The sequence below is a fragment of the Streptomyces sp. NPDC088745 genome (assembly GCF_044751045.1).
Classification (GTDB): Bacteria; Actinomycetota; Actinomycetes; order Streptomycetales; family Streptomycetaceae; genus Streptomyces; species Streptomyces cremeus.
In genome coordinates this window covers 336,330-358,108 of record NZ_JBIVLB010000003.1, presented here as the reverse complement: position 1 = coordinate 358,108, position 21,779 = coordinate 336,330, and the positions used below count along the sequence as shown (strand labels likewise).

Genomic DNA, 21,779 nt, shown 5'->3' with positions numbered 1-21,779 from the left:
CGTAAGGAGCAACTGAAACCATGTCGGTTTCCGTAACCCTGCCGGCGCTCGGCGAGAGCGTCACCGAGGGCACCGTCACCCGCTGGCTCAAGGCCGAGGGCGAGCGCGTCGAGGCCGACGAGCCGCTGCTCGAGGTCTCGACCGACAAGGTCGACACCGAGATCCCGGCCCCGGCCGCGGGCATCCTGGCCTCCATCAAGGTCGCCGAGGACGAGACCGTCGAGATCGGCGCCGAGCTCGCGATCATCGACGACGGTTCGGGCGGTGGCGAGAGCGCCGCCGCGCCGGCCGCCGAAGAGGCGCCGGCCGCCGAGGCCGCCCCGGCGCAGCAGGAGGCCCCCGCGCAGGAGGCCCCCGCCGCCGAGGCTCCGCAGCAGCAGGAGGAGGCCCCCGCGGCCGCTTCCGGCTCTGCCGAAGGCACCGACGTCACCCTCCCCGCGCTGGGCGAGTCCGTCACCGAGGGCACCGTCACCCGCTGGCTGAAGGAGGTCGGCGAGGAGGTCTCCGAGGACGAGCCGCTCCTCGAGGTCTCGACCGACAAGGTCGACACCGAGATCCCGGCCCCCGTCTCCGGCGTTCTCCTGGAGATCGTCGTCGCCGAGGACGAGACCGCCGAGGTCGGCGCGAAGCTCGCCGTCATCGGCGCGAAGGGCGCGGCCCCGGCCGCCGCTCCCGCCCAGGAGGCCCCGAAGCAGGCCGAGGCCCCCCAGCAGGAGGCCCCGAAGCAGGAGGCTCCGAAGCAGGAGGCCCCGAAGCAGGAGGCTCCCGCCCCGGCCGCCCCCGCCGCCGCCCCGGCGCCGGTCCAGGCCCAGCCCGCCGCTGCCGCGCCGGCTCCGGCCGCGCCGGCCGCGCCCGCTCCCGCCGCCCCGCAGGCCCCGGCTCCCGCCGCGACCTCCGGCGACGACGGCGCGTACGTGACCCCGCTGGTCCGCAAGCTGGCGTCCGAGAACGGCGTCGACCTGGGCCAGGTCAAGGGCACCGGCGTCGGCGGCCGCATCCGCAAGCAGGACGTCGTGGCCGCCGCCGAGGCCGCCAAGGCCCCTGCCGCCGCCCCGGCCGCCCCCGCCGCCTCCAAGGCCGCGGCCCCGGAGGTCTCACCGCTGCGCGGCCAGACCGTGAAGATGACCCGCATGCGCAAGGTCATCGGCGACAACATGATGAAGGCCCTGCACTCGCAGGCCCAGCTCACCTCGGTCGTCGAGGTGGACATCACCAAGCTGATGAAGCTGCGCGCCAAGGCGAAGGACTCCTTCGCCGCCCGCGAGGGCGTCAAGCTGTCCCCGATGCCGTTCTTCGTCAAGGCGGCCGCCCAGGCGCTGAAGGCCCACCCGGTCGTCAACGCCCGGATCAACGAGGACGAGGGCACCATCACGTACTTCGACTCGGAGAACATCGGCATCGCCGTGGACTCCGAGAAGGGCCTGATGACCCCGGTCATCAAGGGTGCGGGCGACCTCAACCTGGCGGGCATCTCCAAGAAGACCGCCGAGCTCGCGGGCAAGGTCCGCGGCAACAAGATCACTCCGGACGAGCTGTCCGGCGCGACCTTCACGATCAGCAACACCGGCTCGCGCGGTGCGCTGTTCGACACGGTCATCGTGCCGCCGAACCAGGTCGCCATCCTGGGCATCGGCGCCACCGTCAAGCGCCCGGTGGTCATCGACCACCCGGACCTGGGCGAGACCATCGCCGTCCGCGACATGACGTACCTGTCGCTGTCCTACGACCACCGCCTGGTGGACGGCGCCGACGCGGCCCGTTACCTGACGGCCGTCAAGGCGATCCTGGAGGCCGGCGAGTTCGAGGTCGAGCTCGGCCTGTAGGGCTCCCAGCGGTACGTGCGCGCCCCCGCCCGGGTCTCTTCCGGGCGGGGGCGCCGCCGTATGGTTACCCAGCGCGTCGGTCTTTGCTGAAGGAGCCCCCCATGAATCCCCCCGTCGTCCACTCGCTGCGCGAGCAGATCCGCGAGCACATCGTGGAGGGGATCGTCAGCGGGCGCTGGAAGCCGGGCGAGCGCATCGTGGAACGCCGGATCGCCACCGAGTTGCAGGTCAGCCAGACCCCCGTCCGGGAGGCGCTGCGCGAGCTGGAGACGCTGCGCCTGATCGAGTCGGCCCCCAACAAGGGCGTACGGGTGCGCAATCTGACCGCCGCCGACCTGGAGGAGAGCTACCCGGTGCGGGCGGGCCTGGAGCAGATCGCCGCCGAGCTGGCCGCCCCGGTGCTCGCCGACGACGTGTCGGCGCTGGAGCCGCACGTGGTGGCGCTGTACGCGGCCGACCGGGCGGTGGACGGGACGGCGCAGGTGCGGCACACGGTGGGCTTCCACCGGGAGCTGGTGCGGGCGGCCGGGAACGGGGTGCTGCTGCACACCTGGGAGGGGCTGGGCATCGAGGTGTTCACGGCGCTGTCGATCCGGTGGCTGGGGACGGTGCAGAAGTCGTACGCCGAGGAGCACGAGGACCTGGTCGAGGCCTTCCGCAGGCGCGATCCCCGGATCGGCGAACTGGTGAAGGCCCATGTGCTCGGATGTGCGCCGCGCGCGTGATTAGTACGATATGTCGCTTTTGCGGTTGACACTTCGTGCCCTTTTCCGTGGCACGGAATGCCGACTTTGGATGGCGGAAGGATTTTTTCCTCGCAAACTTTGATCGATCATCGATCAGTACTTACAGTCGACGGCGGACCTCATCAAGGTCTCGTCAAGAAGCACCACCGGGTCCCGTCCTGCCAGACACCGACCCCCTTTCTCCACCCCCTCCCCTTCCCGGAAGGCGGCGTCATGACCGACCCCGTACGCACCGCTCCGAGCGAGCTCGACCAGCTCCCGGACCGCGACACCGAAGAGACCGCCGAATGGGCGGCCTCCCTCGACGCCGTCGCCAAGGCCGCAGGCACCCACCGGGCCGAATACCTGATGCGCCGCACCCTCCAGCACGCCGAGGCCGCCGGTCTCGCGCTGCCGAAGCTGCTGGAGACGGACTACGTCAACACCATCCCGACCTCCGCCGAGCCCGCCTTCGACGGCGACCTGGAGATGGAGAGCCGGATCACCGCGTGGAACCGCTGGAACGCGGCGGCCATGGTGACCCGCGGCTCGCGCTTCGGCGTCGGCGGCCACATAGCCACCTTCGCGTCGGCCGCCTGGCTGTACGAGACCGGCTTCAACCACTTCTTCCGCGGCAAGGAGGGCGACGGCTCCGGCGACCAGCTCTACATCCAGGGCCACGCGTCGCCCGGCATCTACGCCCGCGCCTTCCTCGACGGCCGCCTCTCCGAGCAGCAGCTCGACAACTTCCGGCAGGAGTCGGGCGGCGACGGCCTGCCCTCCTACCCGCACCCCCGCCGGCTGCCGTGGCTGTGGGAGTTCCCCACCGTCTCCATGGGCCTCGGCCCGCTCTCCGCGATCTACCAGGCGCGCTTCAACCGCTACCTGGAGAACCGCAACATCAAGGACACCTCCCGCTCGCACGTCTGGGCCTTCCTCGGCGACGGCGAGATGGACGAGCCGGAGGCGACCGCGGCCCTCACGCTGGCCGCCCGCGAGGGCCTGGACAACCTGACCTTCGTCATCAACTGCAACCTGCAGCGCCTCGACGGCCCGGTCCGCGCCAACTTCCGCGTCGTGCAGGAGCTGGAGGGCGCCTTCCGCGGCGCCGGCTGGAACGTCGTCAAGTCGCTGTGGGGCACCGCCTGGGACGAGCTGTTCCAGCTCGACACCACGGGCGCCCTGCTGCGCCGCCTGCGGGCCGTTCCGGACGCCCAGTTCCAGACGTACGCGACGCGTGACGTGGCGTACATCCGCGAGCACTTCTTCGGCGCCGAGCCCGCCCTCAAGCAGCTCGCCGACGTCCTGTCCGACGCCAAGATCGCCGAGTGCTTCCACACCTCGCGCGGCGGCCACGAGGCCCGCAAGGTGTACGCGGCGTACAAGGCGGCCGTCGAGCACAAGGGCCGCCCGACGGTGATCCTGGCGCAGACGGTCAAGGGCTACACGCTCGGCCCGACCTTCGAGTCGCGCAACGCCAACCACCAGATGAAGAAGCTCACCGGCAAGGAGTTCCGCGCCATGCGCGACCTCCTGGAGCTCCCCATCCCGGACGCGAAGCTGGACGACTCGCTCGTCCCGTACGGCCACCCGGGCGCCGACTCCCCCGAGGTCCGCTACCTCCAGGAGCGCCGCGCCGCCCTCGGCGGTCCCGCCCCGGCCCGCCGGGTGCACCCGGTCGCGCCGCTGCCCCAGCCCGCCGAGAAGTCCTTCGCCGCCCTGAAGAAGGGTTCCAAGCAGGGCATGGCCACCACCATGGCGTTCGTGCGCCTGGTGAAGGACCTGATGCGGGACAAGGAGACCGGGAAGCGCTGGGTGCCGATCGTCCCCGACGAGGCGCGCACCTTCGGCATGGAGGCGCTGTTCCCCTCGGCCGGCATCTACTCGCCGCTGGGCCAGACGTACGACCCGGTCGACCGCGACCAGCTCATGTACTACAAGGAGGCCAAGGACGGTCAGGTCCTCAACGAGGGCATCACCGAAGCCGGGGCCATGGCGGACTTCATCGCCGCGTCGACCGCGTACTCCACGCACGGCGAGACGATGATCCCGTTCTACATCTTCTACTCGATGTTCGGCTGGCAGCGGACCGGCGACCAGATGTGGCAGCTCGCCGACCAGCTCGGCAAGGGCTTCATCGTCGGCGCGACCGCCGGCCGCACCACGCTCACCGGTGAGGGCCTCCAGCACGCGGACGGCCACTCGCACCTCATCGCCGCCACCAACCCGGCGTCGCTGAACTACGACCCGGCGTTCGCGTACGAGGTCGCGGTGATCGTCCAGGACGGTCTGAAGCGGATGTACGGCGAGCAGCCGGAGGACGTCTTCTACTACCTGACCGTCTACAACGAGCCGATGCCGCAGCCCGCGATGCCCGAGGGCGTCGAGGAGGGCATCGTCAAGGGCCTCTACAAGTTCAAGGACGCCCCGGCGGCCACCTCGGCGGACGCCCCGCGCGCCCAGCTGCTGGCCTCCGGCACCGCGATCCACTGGATCCTGGAGGCCCAGGAGCTCCTGGCGGCCGACTGGAACGTCTTCGCCGACGTCTGGTCCGCCACCTCCTGGGGCGAGCTGCGCCGGGACGCGCTGGAGGCCGACGAGGCCGCGCTGCGCGGCGAGTTCCGCACCCCGTACGTGACGAAGGTGCTGGCCGACGCGCCGGGCCCGGTCGTCGCGGTCAGCGACTGGATGCGTCAGGTCCCCGACCAGATCAGCCAGTGGGTCGAGCAGGACTACACCTCGCTGGGCACCGACGGCTTCGGCCTCTCCGACACCCGTGAGGCGGCCCGCCGCCACTTCGGCGTCGACGCGCAGTCGATCGTCGTGGCGACGCTGGCCCAGCTGGCGAAGAAGGGCGCGGTCCCGGCCTCGGCGGTCAAGGAGGCGCGGGAGCGCTACGGCCTGTAGGTCTCCGGCGCCCTCGGTTCGCCGGCGCCCCGCCCGCCCTTCGGCGGGCGGGGCGCCGGCGTTTCCCGTCCCGCATGATGTGGGGCATGCGCGCTGCCCGCCTGATCAAGATGGTCCTGCTCCTCCAGTCCCGGCCGATGATGACGGCCGCCGAGCTGGCGGCGGAACTGGAGGTGTCCGAGCGGACCGTCACCCGGGACGCCCAGGCCCTCTCGGAGGCGGGCATTCCGGTGTACGCGGACCGGGGCCGGGCGGGCGGCTACCGTCTCGTCGGCGGCTACCGCACCCGGCTGACGGGCCTCGGGCGCAGCGAGGCCGAAGCCCTCTTCCTGTCCGGGCTGCCGGGCGCGCTGCGGGAGATGGGGCTCCAGGACGCGGCGTCGGCGGCCCGGCTCAAGGTCTCGGCGGCGCTGCTGCCCTCCCTGCGCGACGCCTCGTCGAGCGTCGCGCAGCGCTTCCACCTGGACGCGCCCGGCTGGTACCAGGAGCCGGTGACGCCGGAGCTGCTGCCCGCCGTGGCGGAGGCCGTCTGGGGCGACCTGGTGGTGCAGGCGCGGTACGCGAGGCGGCCGGACCGGGCCGCCGAACGCCGTCTGGAGCCGTACGGGCTCGTCCTGAAGGGCGGCATCTGGTACGTGTGCGCCCGGGCGGAGCCGGGGGGCTTCCGGGTCTACCGGCTCGACCGCTTCACGGCGGTGACGGTGACCTCGGCGCACTTCACCCGGGACGAGACCTTCGACCTGCCGGGCTTCTGGGCGTCCCGGGCGGCGGAGTTCGCCCGCTCGATCCTGCGCACGGAGACGGAGCTGCGGATCTCGCCGACGGGGGTGCCGGGGCTCCTGCGGGTCATGGACGCGGCGGTGACCCGCGAGGCCCTGGCCGCGGCGGGACCGCCGGACGCGCAGGGGTGGGTGCGGATCACGCTGCCGGTGGAGTCGGTGGAGGTCGCCCTCGGCCAACTCCTGTGCCTGGGCCCGGAGGTGGAGGTCCTGGCCCCTAAGGACCTGCGGTCGGCAGTCGCGGAGGCGGCCAGGGGCCTGGGCCGCCTGTACGGCTGAGAGCACGAGCGTCCTTTCAGGGGCGCGGACGGGACGCCGCCCGCCCCCCACGCACACGGAGCGCCCCGTCAGGGGCGCGGGGAACCGCGCGACCGGCCACGGCGCACCCGCGGGAAACCGCGGGCCGCACCGCCGGGCAGCCCCCGGAACCCCCGGCAGGGCTCAGCGGTAGTCGTCCGCCAGGACGCCCTCCTCGCCCGCCGTCACCCGCGAGAGATACCCCCACGCGTCCGGCTGCGACCCGTCCGCGTCCCGCACCCCGTACGCCACCGCCAGGTCCCTGCTGGACAGCGACCGCCCGTTCCAGCGCCCCCGGTCCGGGTCCGCCGCCAGCCGGGCGATCCCCCGCCCCACGTACGCCGGCGACTCCGCGATCGCGAAGGACGGCTCCTGGGCGATCGCGTCGCGCCAGTTCGCCTCCGTCACCCCGAAGTGGTCGAGCATCTGCTCGGAGCGCAGGAACCCGGGCGTGACACAGACCGCCGTCCCGCCCACCCCCGCCAGGTCGTGGGCGAGGTTGGCGGCCATCCGGATCGGCGCGTTCTTCGCGAGGTCGTAGTAGAAGTTCTCCCGGAACGCCTTGTTCGTCTCGGCGGTGCCGTCGGTGATCTCGACCACCAGCCCGCCCTCGTGCCGCACCAGCAGCGGCAGCGCGCAACTGCTGGTGATGATGTGGGACCTGACGCCGAGTTCCAGCATCCGCAGCCCGTGCGCGAGCTCCGTCTCCCACATCTTCTTCCCGAACTCGACCAGGTGCTCCCCGCCCCAGATGTCGTTGACCAGGACGTCGAGCCGGCCCCGCTCCCGGTCGACGCGCTCGACCAGGGCCCGTACCCGCTCCACCTCCAGGTGGTCCGTCGGCACGGCGACGCCCTCGCCGCCCGCCGCCGTCACCAGCTCGGCGGTCTCCTCGATGGTCTCGGTCGCCCTGCCGACCTCGCTCCGCTGCGTGCGGGTGGTGCGCCCGGTGACGTACACCGTCGCTCCCAGCGCACCCAGTTCCACGGCGATGGCGCGGCCCGCGCCCCGGGTCGCCCCGGCGACCAGGGCGATCCGGCCGGTCAGGTTCGGCTGTTCGGCGTGCATGTGCGGCTCCTCCGTCGTCTCGTGGGAAGGAGTCTGCCGCCGAAACCGGACAACTGATGTCCGGTTTTACGGGGACCCGCCGGGAATTCTCAGCGCATCCCCTCCAGCGTCGAGCCGTCGGCCATCTTCGCCCTCAGCTCCGCCTTGACGCCCTGCGGCGCCCGCACCGCCAGCAGCGGTCCCCGCGCCTCGGCCTTGAGCCCGCCGCCGGCCTCGATGGTGCGCACCTTGCGGCTGCCCGCCGCCAGGAGGTACCAGGTGCCCGACTTGGGGGCCCGCCAGTTCGCCCCGGCGAGCACGTGCTGGCCGAAGCGGCTGCACGAGGCGGTGTCCTCGGCGGTCGCGACCGGTGTGCCGAGGGCGGTGGGGGCGGTGGCCGGCAGGTGGAGCTGGACCATGACCCGGCCGGGGCCGCGCCAGGTGTCGGCCCGGGTGCACACCCAGTCCGCCCGGCCCCCGGCCTCGGGCAGCGTCTGCTGCGCGTACACCCAGTTGTTGACCGCGCGCACCCCGAAGCCCCGCATCGCGGGGAGGTGGCAGGCGCTGCGCGCCCAGGTGCGCAGGGCGGCGGCGCTGGTCGCCTCGCGGGGCTGGCGGGCGGGGGCGCCGCTGCCGGGCGGCGGGGTGTAGGTGAGGTGGACGGGCGCCAGGTCGCCCAGGTCGGTGAGCAGGAAGGCGTGCTTCTCGACGATCAGCTCGGAGGAGCGGAGCTGGAGCACCGGCCAGGAGTCGCACGTGCCGCCGGCCCCGGGGCGCCGGACGGGGTCGGTGACGCCGTCGGCGCGCACCCCCAGCTTCCCGCCGGGCGCGTCCGGCTCCAGCAGGTCGCGGGTGGTGGTCTCGTCGATCCAGGGGGCGAGCAGGAAGCGGGTGTTCGCGCCGTCCCGGGTCACCACCAGGGCCGCTCCCGTGACCACGTCCGCGTCGTCGGTGCGGGCGAAGTCGAGCGCCGGGGGCTCGTCGCCGTCGGCGGGTTCCGCGTAGCGGATCGTACGGTCGCCGTCGTTGAGGAGGACGACCGCGGTGCCGTCGACGTCTCCGGCGTAGAGCAGCCGGGGCGGGGCGGTGGGCGGCTGGGTGCCCGCGCCGGGCGTGCTGGAGATCCGTACCGTACGGGCCGGACTCGCCCAGACCTCGAGGGCGCGGTCGAGCAGCGGCAGGTCGTCCACGCGGTCGCCCCGGGCGGGCCAGACGGTGAAGTCGACCCGGGAGGTGTCGGCCCATTCGTCGTCGGCGGGCCGCACCAGGTTGCGGGGGTCGAGGACGCGTTGGGCTATGGAGGCGTTGACGGCGCCGGTGGCGGCCGTCCGCTCCGCGGGGCGCGGGGTGTCGCCGATGACGACGGGCAGGACCCCGGCGGCGACGGCCGCGACGACGAGGGTGGCGGCCGCGGTACGGACCCGGTGCCGGCGGCGCAGCAGGTCGGTGGGGCGGGTGTGCACGAAGCAGGGGTCGAACTCGCCGGACAGCAGCGGGTGCTCGCGCCCCTCCCCCGGCTCGCCGAGCACCTGGCGCCCCAGCCGTTCCGCGGTGCGCAGGGCGAGGGCGGGCTCGGCCACCCCCGCGTCGGCGAGGCGCCGGCGGGTCTCGTCCTCGCTCAATTGCTCCACCCGGCGCAGGGCGAGAGCGGCGCGGGTGGCGGAGTCGGCGCCGGACAGGGCCTGCTCCAGGGCGAGTTCGTCGGCGCCGCCGGCGGCGGGGAAGAGCCGCAGCCCCCAGACGGCGGGGAGCAGGGGCCGCAGGCGCTCGGGCCGGGGCACGTGCCTGGGCCACCAGGCGGGTCGCTTTCCGTACGTCAGTGCCTCGCGCAGCACCCGGGCGCGCAGCGTGAGGTACGCGCCCTCGGCGGGCGCGGCGGTGCGCTGGGCCGGAAGGGTGGATGCGGCAGCGGGCCGGCCGGTCGTGGTCCGCAGCGACGGCAGGGCGCGCTGGACGAGCCCGTGGGCGGCGAGGACGCGACGGTGGCGGCCGAGGGAGGGCGGAAGGGTGATAAAGGCGAGCCTGACGAGGCGCGGATAGTGCTCGACCAGCGCGGCTTCGGCCTGTGCCACGCTCAGCGGGGCTCCGCGGGCCCCGGAGTGTTCCGTACGGTCTTGCGTGTCCATGGCGAGGGCGGCTCCCTTGGAGGTGCGAGTGGGTGACACCGCGTGCGTCACTCGCCCTTCAAACGAGTGAATCATCGGACGGTCACACGGGGCCCGGACCCGCCCCGGCACCGCGCCCGGGAGTGGATCGGGATTCGGCCGCCCGTCCGCGCGGCGGGCAGACGTCCGTATCGCGCGGGTAACGAGACGGCTCTCATCCGGGCGCTCCGCGTGCGCGGCACCCGCGCAAGCCCGATGCTGGAGCACGTGATGGACGAGACGGAATTCTGGGAGATCGTCGACAGCACCCGCGCGGCCGCCGAGGGCGACCCCGAGGACCACGCCGACCTGCTGGTCGAGCGGCTGCTCCAACTGGACCCCGACGCCGTGCTCGACTTCGCCAGACACTTCGAGGTGCGCTACAACCGCGCGTACCGGTGGGACCTGTGGGGGGCCGCGGTCGTCCTGATGGGCGGCGCGAGCGACGACGCGTTCGACTGCTTCCGGTGCTGGCTGATCGGCCAGGGCCGGGAGGTCTTCGAGGGCGCGCTGCACGAGCCGGACGACCTGGCCGCGCTCCTGGGCAACTTCGACGACGAGATCGACGGGGACGGGGAGGAGCTGGGGTACGCGGCGGACGAGGCGTACGAACAGCTCACCGGCTCGGTCGCCCCGGACCTGGGAGTACCCGCGCAGGCGGCGGAACCGGAGGGCACGCCGCTGGACCTGGACGACGACGACGCGCTGGCGGATCGTTTCCCTCAGCTCTGGGAACGATTCGGCGACTGACCGCTCGGGGGCGGCGCGGTCCTGGGGTTCCCGCGCGGGTGCGTGGCGGTCGCTCGCGCCCACGCGGCGGAGCCGCCGCCGGGGGCGCCGGGCACGGCTCCCAGCAGGGTTCCGCCCCGGCGGCACGGAGGGACACCGGGGCCGGCGCCGTGACCCCCCGTCAGCGGTGCGTACTCCCGCCGGCTCAGTAGTGCGTGCCCCCGTCGACGCGGATCTCGGTGCCCGTGATGAACGCCCCGTCCTGCGAGCCGAGCATCGCCACCACGCCCGCGACGGTCTCCGGCCCCGCGAAGCCCTGCCCGATGGCCGGGGCGAGCTTCGTGAAGAGCGTCATGTCGGCGTCCTCGGGCAGGCCCGGCCCCTTGCCGCTGGTCATGTCGGAAGCGATGGAGCCCGGGGCGACGGCCACGACGCGCAGGCCCTGCTTGCTGTACTCGGCGGCCAGGGCGTGCGTCATGGACTGGATGCCGCCCTTGCTGGCCGCGTACGCCGACATGTACGGGTGGGCGAAGGACGCGGAGGTCGACGAGAAGTTCACGATCACCGGCCGGTCGCCCGCCAGCAGGGCCGGTATCGCCTCACGGATCATCAGGAAGGTGCCGGTCAGGTTGACGGCGATGATCTTGTTGAAGAAGTCGAGCGTGGTCTCGTGCGTGTGCGAGGAGCGCAGCACACCGGCCGCGTTGACCAGCACGTCGAGCCCGCCCAGGCTCTCCACGGCGGCCGCGGCGCCGGCCCTGACGGCGGCCTCGTCGGAGATGTCCAGGACGGCGGTGGCGAGGCGCCGCGCGGCCTCGGCGGAGGTGGCGGCGGCCTGCTCGGCGGTCTCCTTCAGCCCCGCCCCGTTGACGTCCACGGCGAACACCCGGCCGCCCTCGGCGAGCACGCGGTGCACGGTCGCCCGCCCGATGCCCGATCCGGCGCCGCTGATCAGAACCCGACGGCCCTCGTAGCGCTGCATGGTCTTCCTCTCCGCTGTCCCCGTCCCCTCCGGACCTGCTTCCATCGGGATCACCCTTCACGTTACGCCCGGATGGCACGTTTTGTCACCAGGTCATTCCGTGCCTCACTGACGGGGCGCGGTCCTGGCTGGGCGTACGCTGCCGACGTGAGCACCGAGTCCCCGCAGCCCCCGCCCCCGGCACCGCCGACGGCCGGCACCCCCAAGCCGTCCCTCACCGAGCGGCGCAAGGCCGCCACCCAGTGGGAGATCGCGCGCGCCGCCGCCGAACTGTTCGCCGAGCACGGCCCGGACGGCACCACCGCCGAGGCCATCGCCACGCGCGCGGGGGTGGCGCTGCGCACCTTCTACCGGTACTTCCGCAGCAAGCAGGACGCCGTCGCCCCGCTGCTCTCCGGCGGCGGCGACCAGTGGCGGGCGCTGCTCGCGGCGGCCGAGCCCGGCTCGGGCGTGCTCAGCGCCCTGGAGCGCGCGGTCGCCGAGGTGTTCGCGGCCCCGGACCCGCAGGCCCGCGAGCAGTTGGACTGGACCCGGGGGCTGCTGCGCGCCGCCGCCCAGGACCCGGCGCTGCGGGCGGTCTGGTACCGGGTGAACCAGGAGTCCGAGGAGCAGCTCGTCCCGGTGCTGGGACGTCTCGCGGGCCCCGGCGCGGACCCGCTGGAGGTGCGCCTGGCGGCCGCGGCGGCGACGGCGGCCATCCGTACGGCACTGGAGGAATGGGCCCGCACGGACGCCCCCGCCCGGGGGCCGGGCTCGCCCGCCGAACTGGCCGCCCGCTGCCTCCAGGAGCTGACCCGGGGCATCAGCCTGTCCTGAGCCCGCGCGTCAGACCGCTCACCGCCCCGGGCCAGGCCGCTCACCGCCCCCGGGGCAGGCCGGTCACCGCCCCTCGGCTCAGACGGGCCGCGGCCCCTCGCCCCGGGCCGGTCGCGGCTCATCGGAGTCCTCGTCCGGGCAGTTCTCCGGGTCCGGCTCCACCAGCAGCAGCGCCACGTCGTCCTCGACGTGCCGGGCGAACCGCAGCAGGTCGCGCTGGATCGCCTCCGCCAGGTCGGGCAGCTTGCCCCGGGACGGGCCGAGGGCCTCCAGCCGCTCCCGCAGGGGGTAGAAGACGCCCGCCGCGTCACGGGCCTCCGTGATGCCGTCGGTGTGGGCCAGGATGCGGTCGCAGCGCTCCAGCGGCACCTCGGTCACCGACGGCAGGCCGAACTCGGTGAGCCCGAGCCCCAGCGGCGGCGCCGGATCGACCGGCATCTCGGTCACCCGGCCCCGCCGCAGCAGCAGCGGCGGCGGGTGCCCGCAGGAGACCACCCGCACCGACAGCCCGTCCTCGGCGAACTCCATGAGCACGGCGGTCGCGAACAGTTCCGCGTGCTCCACCGCCGCCGAGTCGACCACCAGCCGCCGGTCCAGCCGGGCCGCCACCGCGGGCAGGTCGGCGTCGTCGAGCGCCGCCTCCCGGAACGCTCCGAGCAGGGCGGACACCGTGGCCACCGCTCCCGGCCCGTGCCCCTCCACGTCGGCGACCACCGCGCGCACCCCGTTCGGCCCCGCCCGTACGTCGTACAGGTCGCCGCTGACCAGGTCGCCCAGCCGGGCCGCCCGGTAGAGGCCGAAGCAGTGCACCCGGCCCACCGCGGCCGGCAGCGGCGGCAGCACCGCGAACTGCGCCACCTCCGCGGCCGTCCCCACGGTCACCAGCCGGGCGTCCCGGCGCGTGCGCGACCAGGACACCACCACGCTGGTGAGGCACAGCAGCACCAGGGAGAGCAGCACACCGTCCCGGTGGGCGAACTCGTCGGTGCCGGAGAGCCCGAAGACCACCACCGCCACGCCCATGAGGGCGGTGCTCAGCGGCCCGTACAGCAGCGCGGTCAGCGGCGGCAGGGCGGCGACGAAGTAGCTCAGCTCCACGTCGTCCGGGGTGATCCGGTCGGACAGCGCCAGCAGCACGAGCACCACGAGGGGCAGCAGGCGCAGCCAGAGCGGGGCCTTCTCGCCGCTGAGCCACCGGGGGACCTCCCCCTGACGCGCGCGGACCGAGCTCATCGGCTTCCGGCTCCTCGGGCAGACGACAGGGGCTGGGTGCGGGCGCCCGCACGGCCTTCCGTGCGCACACCCCTGACGATCACTATGCCCGCACTGTCCCTTTCACGCCGTTCGGTGCCGGCGCCGTCCCGCCGCTTCAGTCCGTGAGCGCGCGCCCCATCAGGACGTCGTCCACGTACTCCCCGTCGAGGAAGAACTCCTCCGGGAGCACCCCCTCCACCACGAAGCCCTCCGCCTCGTACAGCGCCCGGGCGGGCGCGTTGTGCCCCAGCACCCGCAGGGTGATCCGCCGGCACCCCCTGCGGCGCACCTCCGCGCAGACCGCCCGCACCAGTGTCCGGCCGACCCCCCGGCCGCGCGCCTGCGCGGCGACCGCCAGCCCGTTGATCTGCAGGACGTGCCTGTTGCAGGCGAGCGGGGTGGGCGGCACGACCCGCACATAGCCGAGCAGACGCCCGCCCGCCTCGGCGACCAGGACGTCGTCGGGGCGGTGGCGCTCGTCGAAGTAGGGGCCGTACGGAGGCGCCGGCCTCGGTGTCACCGCGTGCAGCGGCGACCAGCTGTCCCCGTCCAGCGCGGCCAGTGCGGCGTCGTCGGCGAGCGTGGCGACCCGTACGGTCACGGCGTCGCCGGGGCGCGCGGATGCGTCGGGCTCTTCCTGCGTCTGCGGCATGGCGACACTGTGCCACGGAGCGCACATCTCCCCCGCCCCGGGGCAGGATGGACCCCATGAACGCCACGGCCGCCACGCGGATCGCAGTCACGGGCTCGACGGGCCTCATCGGTACGGCACTGGTGCGCTCGCTGCGCGCCGACGGGCACGAGGTGGTGCGTCTGGTGCGCCGCCCGGCCAGGGCCGCGGACGAGGTCGCCTGGGACCCGAAGCGCGGCTGGGTCGACACCAAGGGCCTCGTCGGCTGCACGGCGGTGGTGCACCTGGCGGGCGCGGGCATCGGCGACCACCGGTGGACCGACGCGTACAAGCGCGAGCTGCGCGAGAGCAGACTGCTGGGCACCTCGGCGATGGCCGAGGCCGTGGCGTCCCTGGACACCCCGCCGCGGGTCTTCGTGAGCGGCTCCGCGCTGGGCTTCTACGGGGAGACGGGCGCCCGGAAGGTCCACGAGAGCGCCCCGCCCGGGGACGGTTTCCTGCCGTCGCTGTGCGTGGAGTGGGAGGAGGCGGCGGCGCCGGCGCGGGAGGCGGGCATCCGCACGGTGTTCCCGCGCACCGGGCTGGTGGTGGCGCGCGGCGGCGGGGCCTGGGGCAGGCTCTTCCCGGTCTTCAAAGCGGGTCTGGGCGGGCGGCTCGGCGACGGCGGCCAGTACTGGAGCTTCATCGCGCTGCACGACGAGGTGGCGGCGTTGCGGCACCTGATCGACACCGAGTCGCTGTCGGGGCCGGTGAACCTGACCGCCCCCGAACCGGTCACCAACAAGGAGGTGACGGCGGCCATGGGGCGGGTGCTGCGCCGCCCGACCCTGTTCTCCGTGCCGAAGCCGGCGCTGCGGATCGTGCTCGGGGAGCTGGCGGAGGACGTGCTGGGCAGCCAGCGGGTGGTGCCCGCGCGGCTGCTGGAGTCCGGGTTCTCGTTCGCGTTCCCGACGGTGGACGACGCGATCCGGGCGGCGCTGCGCTCGCGGTGACGACGGGCGGCCGGGTTCCCCGAGCGACCGTTCCCGGCCGTTTCCTGACCCCTCGGCGATCGTTTCCCGACTCCTTGACGCCCGTTTTCCCCTCCCCGCGCGACCGGATTTCCGCATGTGTGCGACCGCCGTGCACCGGTGCACGGGAGGTGTGCGCCTGCCGCAGAGAATGAGCCGACTTCTACGCTGCGTCCTCAGTGCGGGCATCCCGCACGGCTGTCGGGGGCATAGGCCCTGCACCACAGCCGCGCCGACCTCGGGGAGGGGCACGTGCGTCATCCAGCGCACCATGCGGACGTCGTCATCGTCGGAGCGGGGGTCGCGGGCCTCTGCGCCGCTCATCAGCTCATCCGGGCCGGGGTGACAGTCAGCGTCCTGGAGGCCGCCCCTCACGTCGGCGGCCGGATGTCCACCGAACGGATCGACGGATTCCGGCTCGACCGGATCGGCCAGATCCTCAGCAGCGCCTACCCGGAGCTGCTCCGTACGCCCGGCCTCGAAGGCGTCGCCCTGCGCCCGTTCGCCCCGGGCGTGCTGGTGCACAGCGAGGGCCGCCACTACCGCGCGGGCGAGGTCGCGGGCCCGCCCGGCACGCGGGCCCGAGGCGCGAGGGGCGCACTCACCGCAGCACGCGCCCTCGCGAGCGCCCCCCGCAACGGGGCCGCCGTCGGCCGGCCCGCCGGCCCCCCGTCCACCCGCCCCCTCGGCGGCGCCCTCGACCAGGCCCGGCTCACCGCGGCCCTCACCCGCTTCGCCGCCACCCCCCTCGACAGGCTCCTCGCCCGGCCCGAACTCCCGGCCCTGGACGCCCTGTTCAGCCGGGGTCTGCCGTCGCGCACCGTCGAGGGCTTCCTGCGCCCGCTCCTGACGGCCCTGCTCAGCGACCCCGGCCTCACCACCTCCAGCCGCTGCGCCGACCTCGCCCTGCGCGGCTTCGCCCGCGGCCGCCTCTGCCTGCCGGAGGGCGGGGCCGACGCCCTGCCGCGGCTCCTCGCCTCGGCGCTGCCGCCCGGCACGATCCGTACCGGCGTCCACGTCACCGGCGCCTCCATCTCCCGCGTCTCCACCAAGGAGGACGGCGAACTGGGCTGCCGCTCCCTGCTGCTGGCCACCGGCGCGCGGGCCGCCGCCGAGCTCCTGCCGGGCCTGCGCGTCCCCGACTTCCACCCCGTGACCGTCCTGCACCACACCGCCGCAACGGCGCCCGCGACCGGTTCGGCGCTGGTCCTGGAAGCCGACCGGGGCGGCCCCGTGTCGCACACCGCCGTCGTCAGCGCGGTCGATCCCACGCGCGCGCCCGACGGCGGGGTGCTGATCTCCTCCACGGTCCTGGGCACTCCCCCGCCGGACCTGGACCGCCAGGTCCGCTCCCACCTGTCGAGGCTGTACGGCACGTCCACCGACGGCTGGGAGCTGCTCGCCGTGCACCACGACGCGGACGCCGTGCCCGCGATGCCCGCACCCCACGACGTGCGCCGTCCGGTCCGGCTGCTCTCCGGGCTGTACGTCTGCGGGGACCACCGGGAGACCAGCACCGTGCAGGGCGCCCTGCACTCGGGCCGCCGGGCCGCGCGGGAGATCCTGCGCGACTTCGGCGTCCAGCCCGGTCACGCGGCGAACGAGCTGCGCGACGCGGCCTGACGCACGCGGGACGGCCCGACGCGCGCGGAGCGGTCCGACGTACCGCGCGATCAGCCGCCGGGGCCGGAGTCGCACCGACGACCCGGCCCCGGCGTTCCGTGCGCGCGTCCTCAGCCCAGCGCCGCCACCCGGTCCCGGTAACCGCGCACCGCCGCCGCGTCGCGGTACGGCTCCAGCCGCCGCTCGAATTCCCGTACGTACTCCGTAGCCCGCGCCGACCGCATCTCGGAGGCCTGCTGGGCCGCCTCCGCGCCCAGCGCGCACGCCTGGTCCAGCTCGCCGAGCCCGAGCCGCGCCTGCGCGAGCACCACCCGGCAGAACAGCCGGCTGCGCGCGTACCCGTGCGGCCTGAGCGCGAGGGACTTCTCCGCGTGCTGGGCGGCCGCCCGGTACTGCTGCAGGTCGCGGTGGCAGTGCCCGAACTCGTCCGCGAGCTGCGCCTCGTCGAAGAACTTCGCCCAGTGCGGCACCTCGTCCCCGGGCCGCGCGGCCTCCATCGCCCGCTCCGCCCGCACCAGCGACGACGTGCAGGCCCGCACTTCGCTGAGCACCCCGTGGCCGCGCGCCTCCACCGCGTGCAGCAGCGCCTGGACGACCGGGGGCGCGGACGAGCCGACGCCCTGCTGGGCGACCCGCGCGAGCTGCACGGCCTCCCGTCCGTGCCCGAGGTAGACGGCCTGTCTGCTCATCGTGACCAGCACGTAGCTGCCGTACGCCCGGTCGCCCGCCGCCTGCGCCAGCCGCAGCGCCTGCACGAAGTACCGCTGGGCCAGGCCGTGCGCCGCGATGTCGTACGAGGTCCAGCCCGCCAGCCGGGTCAGGTCGGCGGCGGCCGCGAAGAGTCTGCGGCCCGTCGCCTCCCCGTAGGTCCCCCGGAGCATGGGCTCCGCCTCGTGCTCCAGGTACCGCACGAGGGCCTGCCGGGCGTGCCCGCCGCCGTACGCGTGGTCCAGGGTCCGGAAGAGATCGGCCACCGAGCGCAGGGCCGCGATGTCGCCGGCGGTGACCCGCTGGCCGGGTCCCCGGTCGGTCTGCCGCTGGCGGGGCAGCACGGCTGCCCGGCCGCCCTGGGCGGGCACCCGGGTGGACGGCGTCCCGTTGACCGCCGGGGGCTCGCCGCGCCCGACCCGGTCGTCGGCGCGGCCGATCAGCCAGTCGCGGCTGGGCACCACGAGCCCCGCCGGGGTGAAGGCGATCTTGCGGAGTTCGGCGTGGCTGCCGGAGTCCTTGCGCCACAGACCGCTCACGATGTCCACGGCCTCCTCGGGCGTGGCCGCGAATTCGAGCCCCGCGTAGACGGGGGCGCACGCGTCGAGGCCGAGGTCCTGCGCGGAGAGCCGCCTGCCCAGCCTCCTGGTGAACACCTCGGCGATGAGCGCGGGCGTGGTGCCGCGCGGCTGCTGGCCGCGCAGCCAGCGGGTGACCGAGGTCTTGTCGTAGCGGAGGTCGAGCCCGTGTTCCAGTCCCAGTTGATCGACCCGTCGGGCCAGACCCGCGTTGGAGAATCCCGCCTCCGCGATGAGCGCGGCGAGCTGTCGGTTGGGAATGCGCTGCGGAGGTCGTTCCGTCATCAGCTCTGTGCTCTCCTGCCTTCCGGGCCCCGGGTGGCAGCCCTGCATGGGACGGCGCGAATTTAGCGATCCTGGCCCCCGGAACCGGCCTGAGCGCCTCTACTTCATCCGATCGTGTGACGATTCACGGGAGGCGCTGACGCCGCTCCCGCCCCTGGGGGCCGTGCGCCCCGGTCCCCTCCCTGCCCGGGGGGCGACGTCTCGGCCGCCGTACAGTGGCTGAGGGCGTGGCGATACGAAGGAGACACACCGTGAGTGAGCTGCGGTTCGTCCGACTGGGATTCGGCGACGAGGCCGTCGAGTACCAGGAGGCATGGCAGAAGCAGCGTGAGGTGCACGCCGCCCGTTTCGAGGACGCGGTCCCCGACACCTGTCTGCTGCTGGAGCACCTGCCCGTCTACACGGCGGGGCGGCGCACCGAGGACAGTGAGCGCCCCCTGGACGGCACACCGGTGGTGGACGTGGACCGGGGCGGCAAGATCACCTGGCACGGTCCCGGCCAGCTCGTCGGCTACCCGATCCAGAAGCTGCCCCGCCCGGTGGACGTGGTCGCGCACGTGCGCCGGCTGGAGGAGGCGCTGATCCGCACGTGTGCGGAGCTGGGCCTGGAGACCACCCGCGTCGAGGGCCGCAGCGGCGTGTGGGTGCTCGGCGACCCCACGGAGCGGCGCAGCCGAGACGCAGCGCAGGTTGGGGGTTCCGAGCGAGGAACGAGCGAGGGGCACCCGGCCGAAGCGGAGTCGAGGCGCAGCGCGACCGAAGGCACGGAGCGGCGCAGCGCGACCGGTGGTCTGTCGCTGGACTTCGACCCGCGCCTGACGGACCCCGAGTTCGACGCCCGGCTGAACGGGCCCGAGTACGCGCCCTCCAACGCCGGCCAGCGGCGCGAGGACCGCAAGCTGGCCGCGATCGGCATCCGGGTCGCCAAGGGCGTCACCATGCACGGCTTCTCGCTGAACGTGAACCCGGACAACACCTGGTTCGACCGCATCGTGCCGTGCGGCATCCGCGACGCGGGCGTCGCCTCGCTCGCGGGCGAGCTGGGCCGGGACGTCACGATCGAGGAGGTCCTGCCGGTGGTGGAGAAGCACCTGAGCGCGGTGATGGCGGAGTCCGTCCCCGCGCCCCGGGCCGTCGAGAAGGCGGCCGTCTGAGCGTCGTCGGGGGAATGTCCCTGCCCGGGCCCAGGTTGTCCGGACGTAGTGCCATGCAAATATCGGGCGTACCCTGGTGTCCGCCGATGAATCGAAGCCGTTACGGCAAGAGGGAGTGCGGACGTGTCCGCTGTCGCACCCGACGGACGCAAGATGCTGCGCCTGGAGGTCCGGAACAGCCAGACCCCCATCGAGCGCAAGCCCGAGTGGATCAAGACCCGGGCGAAGATGGGTCCCGAGTACACCAAGATGCAGGCCCTGGTGAAGGGCGAAGGACTGCACACGGTGTGCCAGGAGGCCGGCTGCCCCAACATCTACGAGTGCTGGGAGGACCGCGAGGCCACCTTCCTCATCGGCGGTGACCAGTGCACCAGGCGCTGTGACTTCTGCCAGATCGACACGGGCAAGCCCGAGGCGCTGGACCGTGACGAGCCGCGCCGCGTGGGCGAGTCCGTGGTCACCATGGACCTGAACTACGCCACCATCACGGGCGTCGCGCGCGACGACCTGGAGGACGGCGGCGCCTGGCTGTACGCGGAGACCGTGCGCCAGATCCACCAGCAGACCGCCGGCCGGGAGGCCGGGCGCACCAAGGTGGAGCTGCTGGCCCCCGACTTCAACGCGGTCCCCGAGCTGCTGGACGTGGTCTTCGAGTCCCGCCCCGAGGTCTTCGCGCACAACGTGGAGACGGTGCCGCGCATCTTCAAGCGCATCCGCCCCGGCTTCCGTTACGAGCGCTCCCTCGACGTCATCACCAAGGCGCGCGCGGCCGGTCTGATCACCAAGTCGAACCTGATCCTGGGCATGGGCGAGACCCGTGAAGAGGTCAGCGAGGCGCTGAGGGACCTGCACGAGGCGGGCTGCGAGCTGATCACGATCACCCAGTACCTGCGTCCCTCGCCGCGGCACCACCCCGTCGAGCGCTGGGTGAAGCCGATGGAGTTCGTCGAGCTGAAGGACGAGGCCGACGCGATCGGCTACTCCGGTGTGATGTCCGGGCCGCTGGTCCGTTCCTCGTACCGCGCGGGCCGGCTGTACGGCCAGGCGATGGAGCGGCGCGGAGCGCTGGAGTCCGCGCCCGCCGTGTGAATCGGCACACAAGCGGTTACTGAGCGGTAATGACCGTCAGGACGCGGCCCGTACGATCCCCGCAGGCAGGGGACCCCGTACGGGCCGCGTCGGCGTTCTCGCCCCGGAGGCGCCCCACCGTCAGGGCTTCATCGCCGTTTGACCGCCCGGTCACGCACTGGTAACACCGATCAGTGACCCTGGCTTGACCCACCGCAGCCGCACCCTTGCCGCCATTCGCCGTCGCCACGAGGGGGACCCCCGTCATGCAGGCCGTACGCGACACCGCCCGCCCGTCCGTCACCGACGCCCTCCGCGCCGTCGAGTCCCTGCTGATCGGCACCGGCCAGCGCACCGCGCGCCGCAACGCCTGGACCGCCGTGCTGGAGGACCGCCGCCGCGCCAAGGACCGGATGGAGACGCAGCACGCGCTGGAGGCAGTGTCCGCTCGTACGTCCTAGGCAACGTAAACTTTCTCGTATGGCGAGGAAGGAACGCGCAGCGAACGCGGACACTGCGAACCCCGGGCGACTCAAGCAGATCGCTCTGACGTACAAGATGACGCGCAAGCAGGACCCCAAGGTGGGTCTTGTCGTCTTCGGCTTGGGCATCGTCGTCTTCGGCGTGCTCCTGGGCCTCGGCTTTCTGATCGGTCACCCGGTCTACCTGGGCATTCTCGGCTTCCTGCTGGCCTTCCTCGCGATGGCGATCGTCTTCGGACGGCGTGCCGAGCGCGCTGCCTTCGGGCAGATGGAGGGGCAGCCGGGAGCCGCTGCGGCCGTGCTGGACAACGTGGGCCGCGGCTGGACGACGACTCCGGCGGTCGCGATGAACCGCAACCAGGACGTCGTGCACCGGGCGGTCGGCAAGGCCGGCATCGTCCTGGTGGCCGAGGGCAACCCGAACCGGCTGCGGACGCTGCTGGGCGCCGAGAAGAAGAAGATGGCGCGCATCGTCGGCCCGGACGTCCCGGTCACCGACATCATCGTGGGCACCGGCGAGGGCCAGACCCCGCTGAAGAAGGTGCGCACGACGATGCTGAAGCTGCCGCGCACGCTGACCGGTCCGCAGGTGACCGCGACCAACGACCGGCTGCGCGCCATGGGCGACCTGATGAGCAACATGCCGCTGCCGAAGGGCCCCATGCCGAAGGGCATGAAGATGCCGAAGGGCCGCTGACCGCTCCTCCCCTCCCGTTCCTGCTACGCAAGCGTCGGCC

Annotated in this window: 18 protein-coding genes; 12 read left to right on the top strand and 6 right to left on the bottom strand. The window is 73.6% G+C overall.

Annotated elements, in window-relative coordinates:
• Nucleotides 1-20: 20 nt before the first annotated feature.
• From sucB to ACIP93_RS10870, 4 genes are all read left to right on the top strand, one after another.
• Complete coding sequence (gene sucB / locus ACIP93_RS10885) at nucleotides 21-1,823, top strand: 2-oxoglutarate dehydrogenase, E2 component, dihydrolipoamide succinyltransferase (protein WP_401757462.1); 1,803 nt, start codon at nucleotides 21-23, stop codon at nucleotides 1,821-1,823.
• 101 nt (nucleotides 1,824-1,924) lie between these two features.
• The gene (locus tag ACIP93_RS10880; protein WP_189821807.1) at nucleotides 1,925-2,548 is read left to right on the top strand and encodes a GntR family transcriptional regulator; all 624 of its coding nucleotides are present in this window, start codon (nucleotides 1,925-1,927) and stop codon (nucleotides 2,546-2,548) included.
• Between the two features lie 234 nt (nucleotides 2,549-2,782).
• Entirely contained in the window at nucleotides 2,783-5,455 is a 2,673-nt protein-coding gene (aceE, locus tag ACIP93_RS10875) for a pyruvate dehydrogenase (acetyl-transferring), homodimeric type (protein ID WP_345223587.1), read from the top strand.
• Nucleotides 5,456-5,541: 86 nt separating this feature from the next.
• Nucleotides 5,542-6,513 carry a helix-turn-helix transcriptional regulator gene (locus tag ACIP93_RS10870; protein ID WP_401757457.1) on the top strand — a complete coding sequence of 324 codons (972 nt, stop codon included), beginning with the start codon at nucleotides 5,542-5,544 and terminating at the stop codon, nucleotides 6,511-6,513.
• Between the two features lie 162 nt (nucleotides 6,514-6,675).
• Here the strand turns inward: ACIP93_RS10870 and ACIP93_RS10865 are convergent, their stop codons facing one another.
• On the bottom strand, nucleotides 6,676-7,599 hold the full coding sequence (locus ACIP93_RS10865) for an SDR family oxidoreductase (RefSeq protein ID WP_401757455.1): 924 nt from the start codon (nucleotides 7,597-7,599) through the stop codon (nucleotides 6,676-6,678).
• Nucleotides 7,600-7,688: 89 nt separating this feature from the next.
• Entirely contained in the window at nucleotides 7,689-9,704 is a 2,016-nt protein-coding gene (locus tag ACIP93_RS10860) for a hypothetical protein (RefSeq protein ID WP_401757453.1), read from the bottom strand.
• Nucleotides 9,705-9,953: 249 nt separating this feature from the next.
• Between ACIP93_RS10860 and ACIP93_RS10855 the strand changes: the two genes are divergently transcribed.
• Nucleotides 9,954-10,472, top strand: coding sequence for a DUF4240 domain-containing protein (locus ACIP93_RS10855; protein ID WP_401757451.1), 519 nt, complete (start codon nucleotides 9,954-9,956; stop codon nucleotides 10,470-10,472).
• 184 nt (nucleotides 10,473-10,656) lie between these two features.
• Here ACIP93_RS10855 and ACIP93_RS10850 read toward each other — a convergent pair whose 3' ends face one another.
• On the bottom strand, nucleotides 10,657-11,433 hold the full coding sequence (locus ACIP93_RS10850) for an SDR family oxidoreductase (RefSeq protein ID WP_345223576.1): 777 nt from the start codon (nucleotides 11,431-11,433) through the stop codon (nucleotides 10,657-10,659).
• 147 nt (nucleotides 11,434-11,580) lie between these two features.
• Here ACIP93_RS10850 and ACIP93_RS10845 point away from each other — a divergent pair, with 147 nt between their 5' ends.
• Complete coding sequence (locus tag ACIP93_RS10845) at nucleotides 11,581-12,249, top strand: TetR family transcriptional regulator (RefSeq protein ID WP_345223574.1); 669 nt, start codon at nucleotides 11,581-11,583, stop codon at nucleotides 12,247-12,249.
• A 78-nt stretch (nucleotides 12,250-12,327) separates the two neighbouring features.
• Here the strand turns inward: ACIP93_RS10845 and ACIP93_RS10840 are convergent, their stop codons facing one another.
• Together ACIP93_RS10840 and ACIP93_RS10835 are read right to left on the bottom strand one after the other, a co-directional pair.
• Nucleotides 12,328-13,482: a PP2C family protein-serine/threonine phosphatase gene (locus tag ACIP93_RS10840; RefSeq protein ID WP_345223572.1), complete on the bottom strand. Its 1,155-nt coding sequence runs from the start codon at nucleotides 13,480-13,482 to the stop codon at nucleotides 12,328-12,330.
• 136 nt (nucleotides 13,483-13,618) lie between these two features.
• Nucleotides 13,619-14,155: a GNAT family N-acetyltransferase gene (locus ACIP93_RS10835; RefSeq protein ID WP_401757448.1), complete on the bottom strand. Its 537-nt coding sequence runs from the start codon at nucleotides 14,153-14,155 to the stop codon at nucleotides 13,619-13,621.
• Between the two features lie 47 nt (nucleotides 14,156-14,202).
• On the opposite strand from ACIP93_RS10835, the gene ACIP93_RS10830 reads away from it, so the two are divergent.
• Both ACIP93_RS10830 and ACIP93_RS10825 read left to right on the top strand, forming a co-directional pair.
• Complete coding sequence (locus tag ACIP93_RS10830; RefSeq protein WP_401757446.1) at nucleotides 14,203-15,126, top strand: TIGR01777 family oxidoreductase; 924 nt, start codon at nucleotides 14,203-14,205, stop codon at nucleotides 15,124-15,126.
• Nucleotides 15,127-15,396: 270 nt separating this feature from the next.
• A complete protein-coding gene (locus tag ACIP93_RS10825) occupies nucleotides 15,397-16,767 on the top strand; it encodes an NAD(P)/FAD-dependent oxidoreductase (RefSeq protein WP_401757444.1) in 1,371 nt (456 codons plus the stop codon).
• 110 nt (nucleotides 16,768-16,877) lie between these two features.
• Here the strand turns inward: ACIP93_RS10825 and ACIP93_RS10820 are convergent, their stop codons facing one another.
• Nucleotides 16,878-18,338 (bottom strand): regulator, encoded by a 1,461-nt coding sequence (locus tag ACIP93_RS10820; protein ID WP_345223564.1) that lies wholly within the window; start codon nucleotides 18,336-18,338, stop codon nucleotides 16,878-16,880.
• Between the two features lie 251 nt (nucleotides 18,339-18,589).
• Here ACIP93_RS10820 and lipB point away from each other — a divergent pair, with 251 nt between their 5' ends.
• The 4 genes from lipB (at nucleotide 18,590) to ACIP93_RS10800 (ending at nucleotide 21,739) form a co-directional block, all read left to right on the top strand.
• The gene (gene lipB / locus ACIP93_RS10815; protein WP_401757442.1) at nucleotides 18,590-19,492 is read left to right on the top strand and encodes a lipoyl(octanoyl) transferase LipB; all 903 of its coding nucleotides are present in this window, start codon (nucleotides 18,590-18,592) and stop codon (nucleotides 19,490-19,492) included.
• Nucleotides 19,493-19,615: 123 nt separating this feature from the next.
• Nucleotides 19,616-20,581, top strand: a complete 966-nt coding sequence (lipA, locus tag ACIP93_RS10810; RefSeq protein WP_345223562.1) for a lipoyl synthase — start codon at nucleotides 19,616-19,618, stop codon at nucleotides 20,579-20,581.
• A 245-nt stretch (nucleotides 20,582-20,826) separates the two neighbouring features.
• The gene (locus ACIP93_RS10805) at nucleotides 20,827-21,021 is read left to right on the top strand and encodes a hypothetical protein (RefSeq protein ID WP_345223560.1); all 195 of its coding nucleotides are present in this window, start codon (nucleotides 20,827-20,829) and stop codon (nucleotides 21,019-21,021) included.
• A gap of 19 nt (nucleotides 21,022-21,040) precedes the next feature.
• Nucleotides 21,041-21,739, top strand: a complete 699-nt coding sequence (locus tag ACIP93_RS10800; protein ID WP_345223559.1) for a DUF4191 domain-containing protein — start codon at nucleotides 21,041-21,043, stop codon at nucleotides 21,737-21,739.
• Nucleotides 21,740-21,779 lie beyond the last annotated feature (40 nt).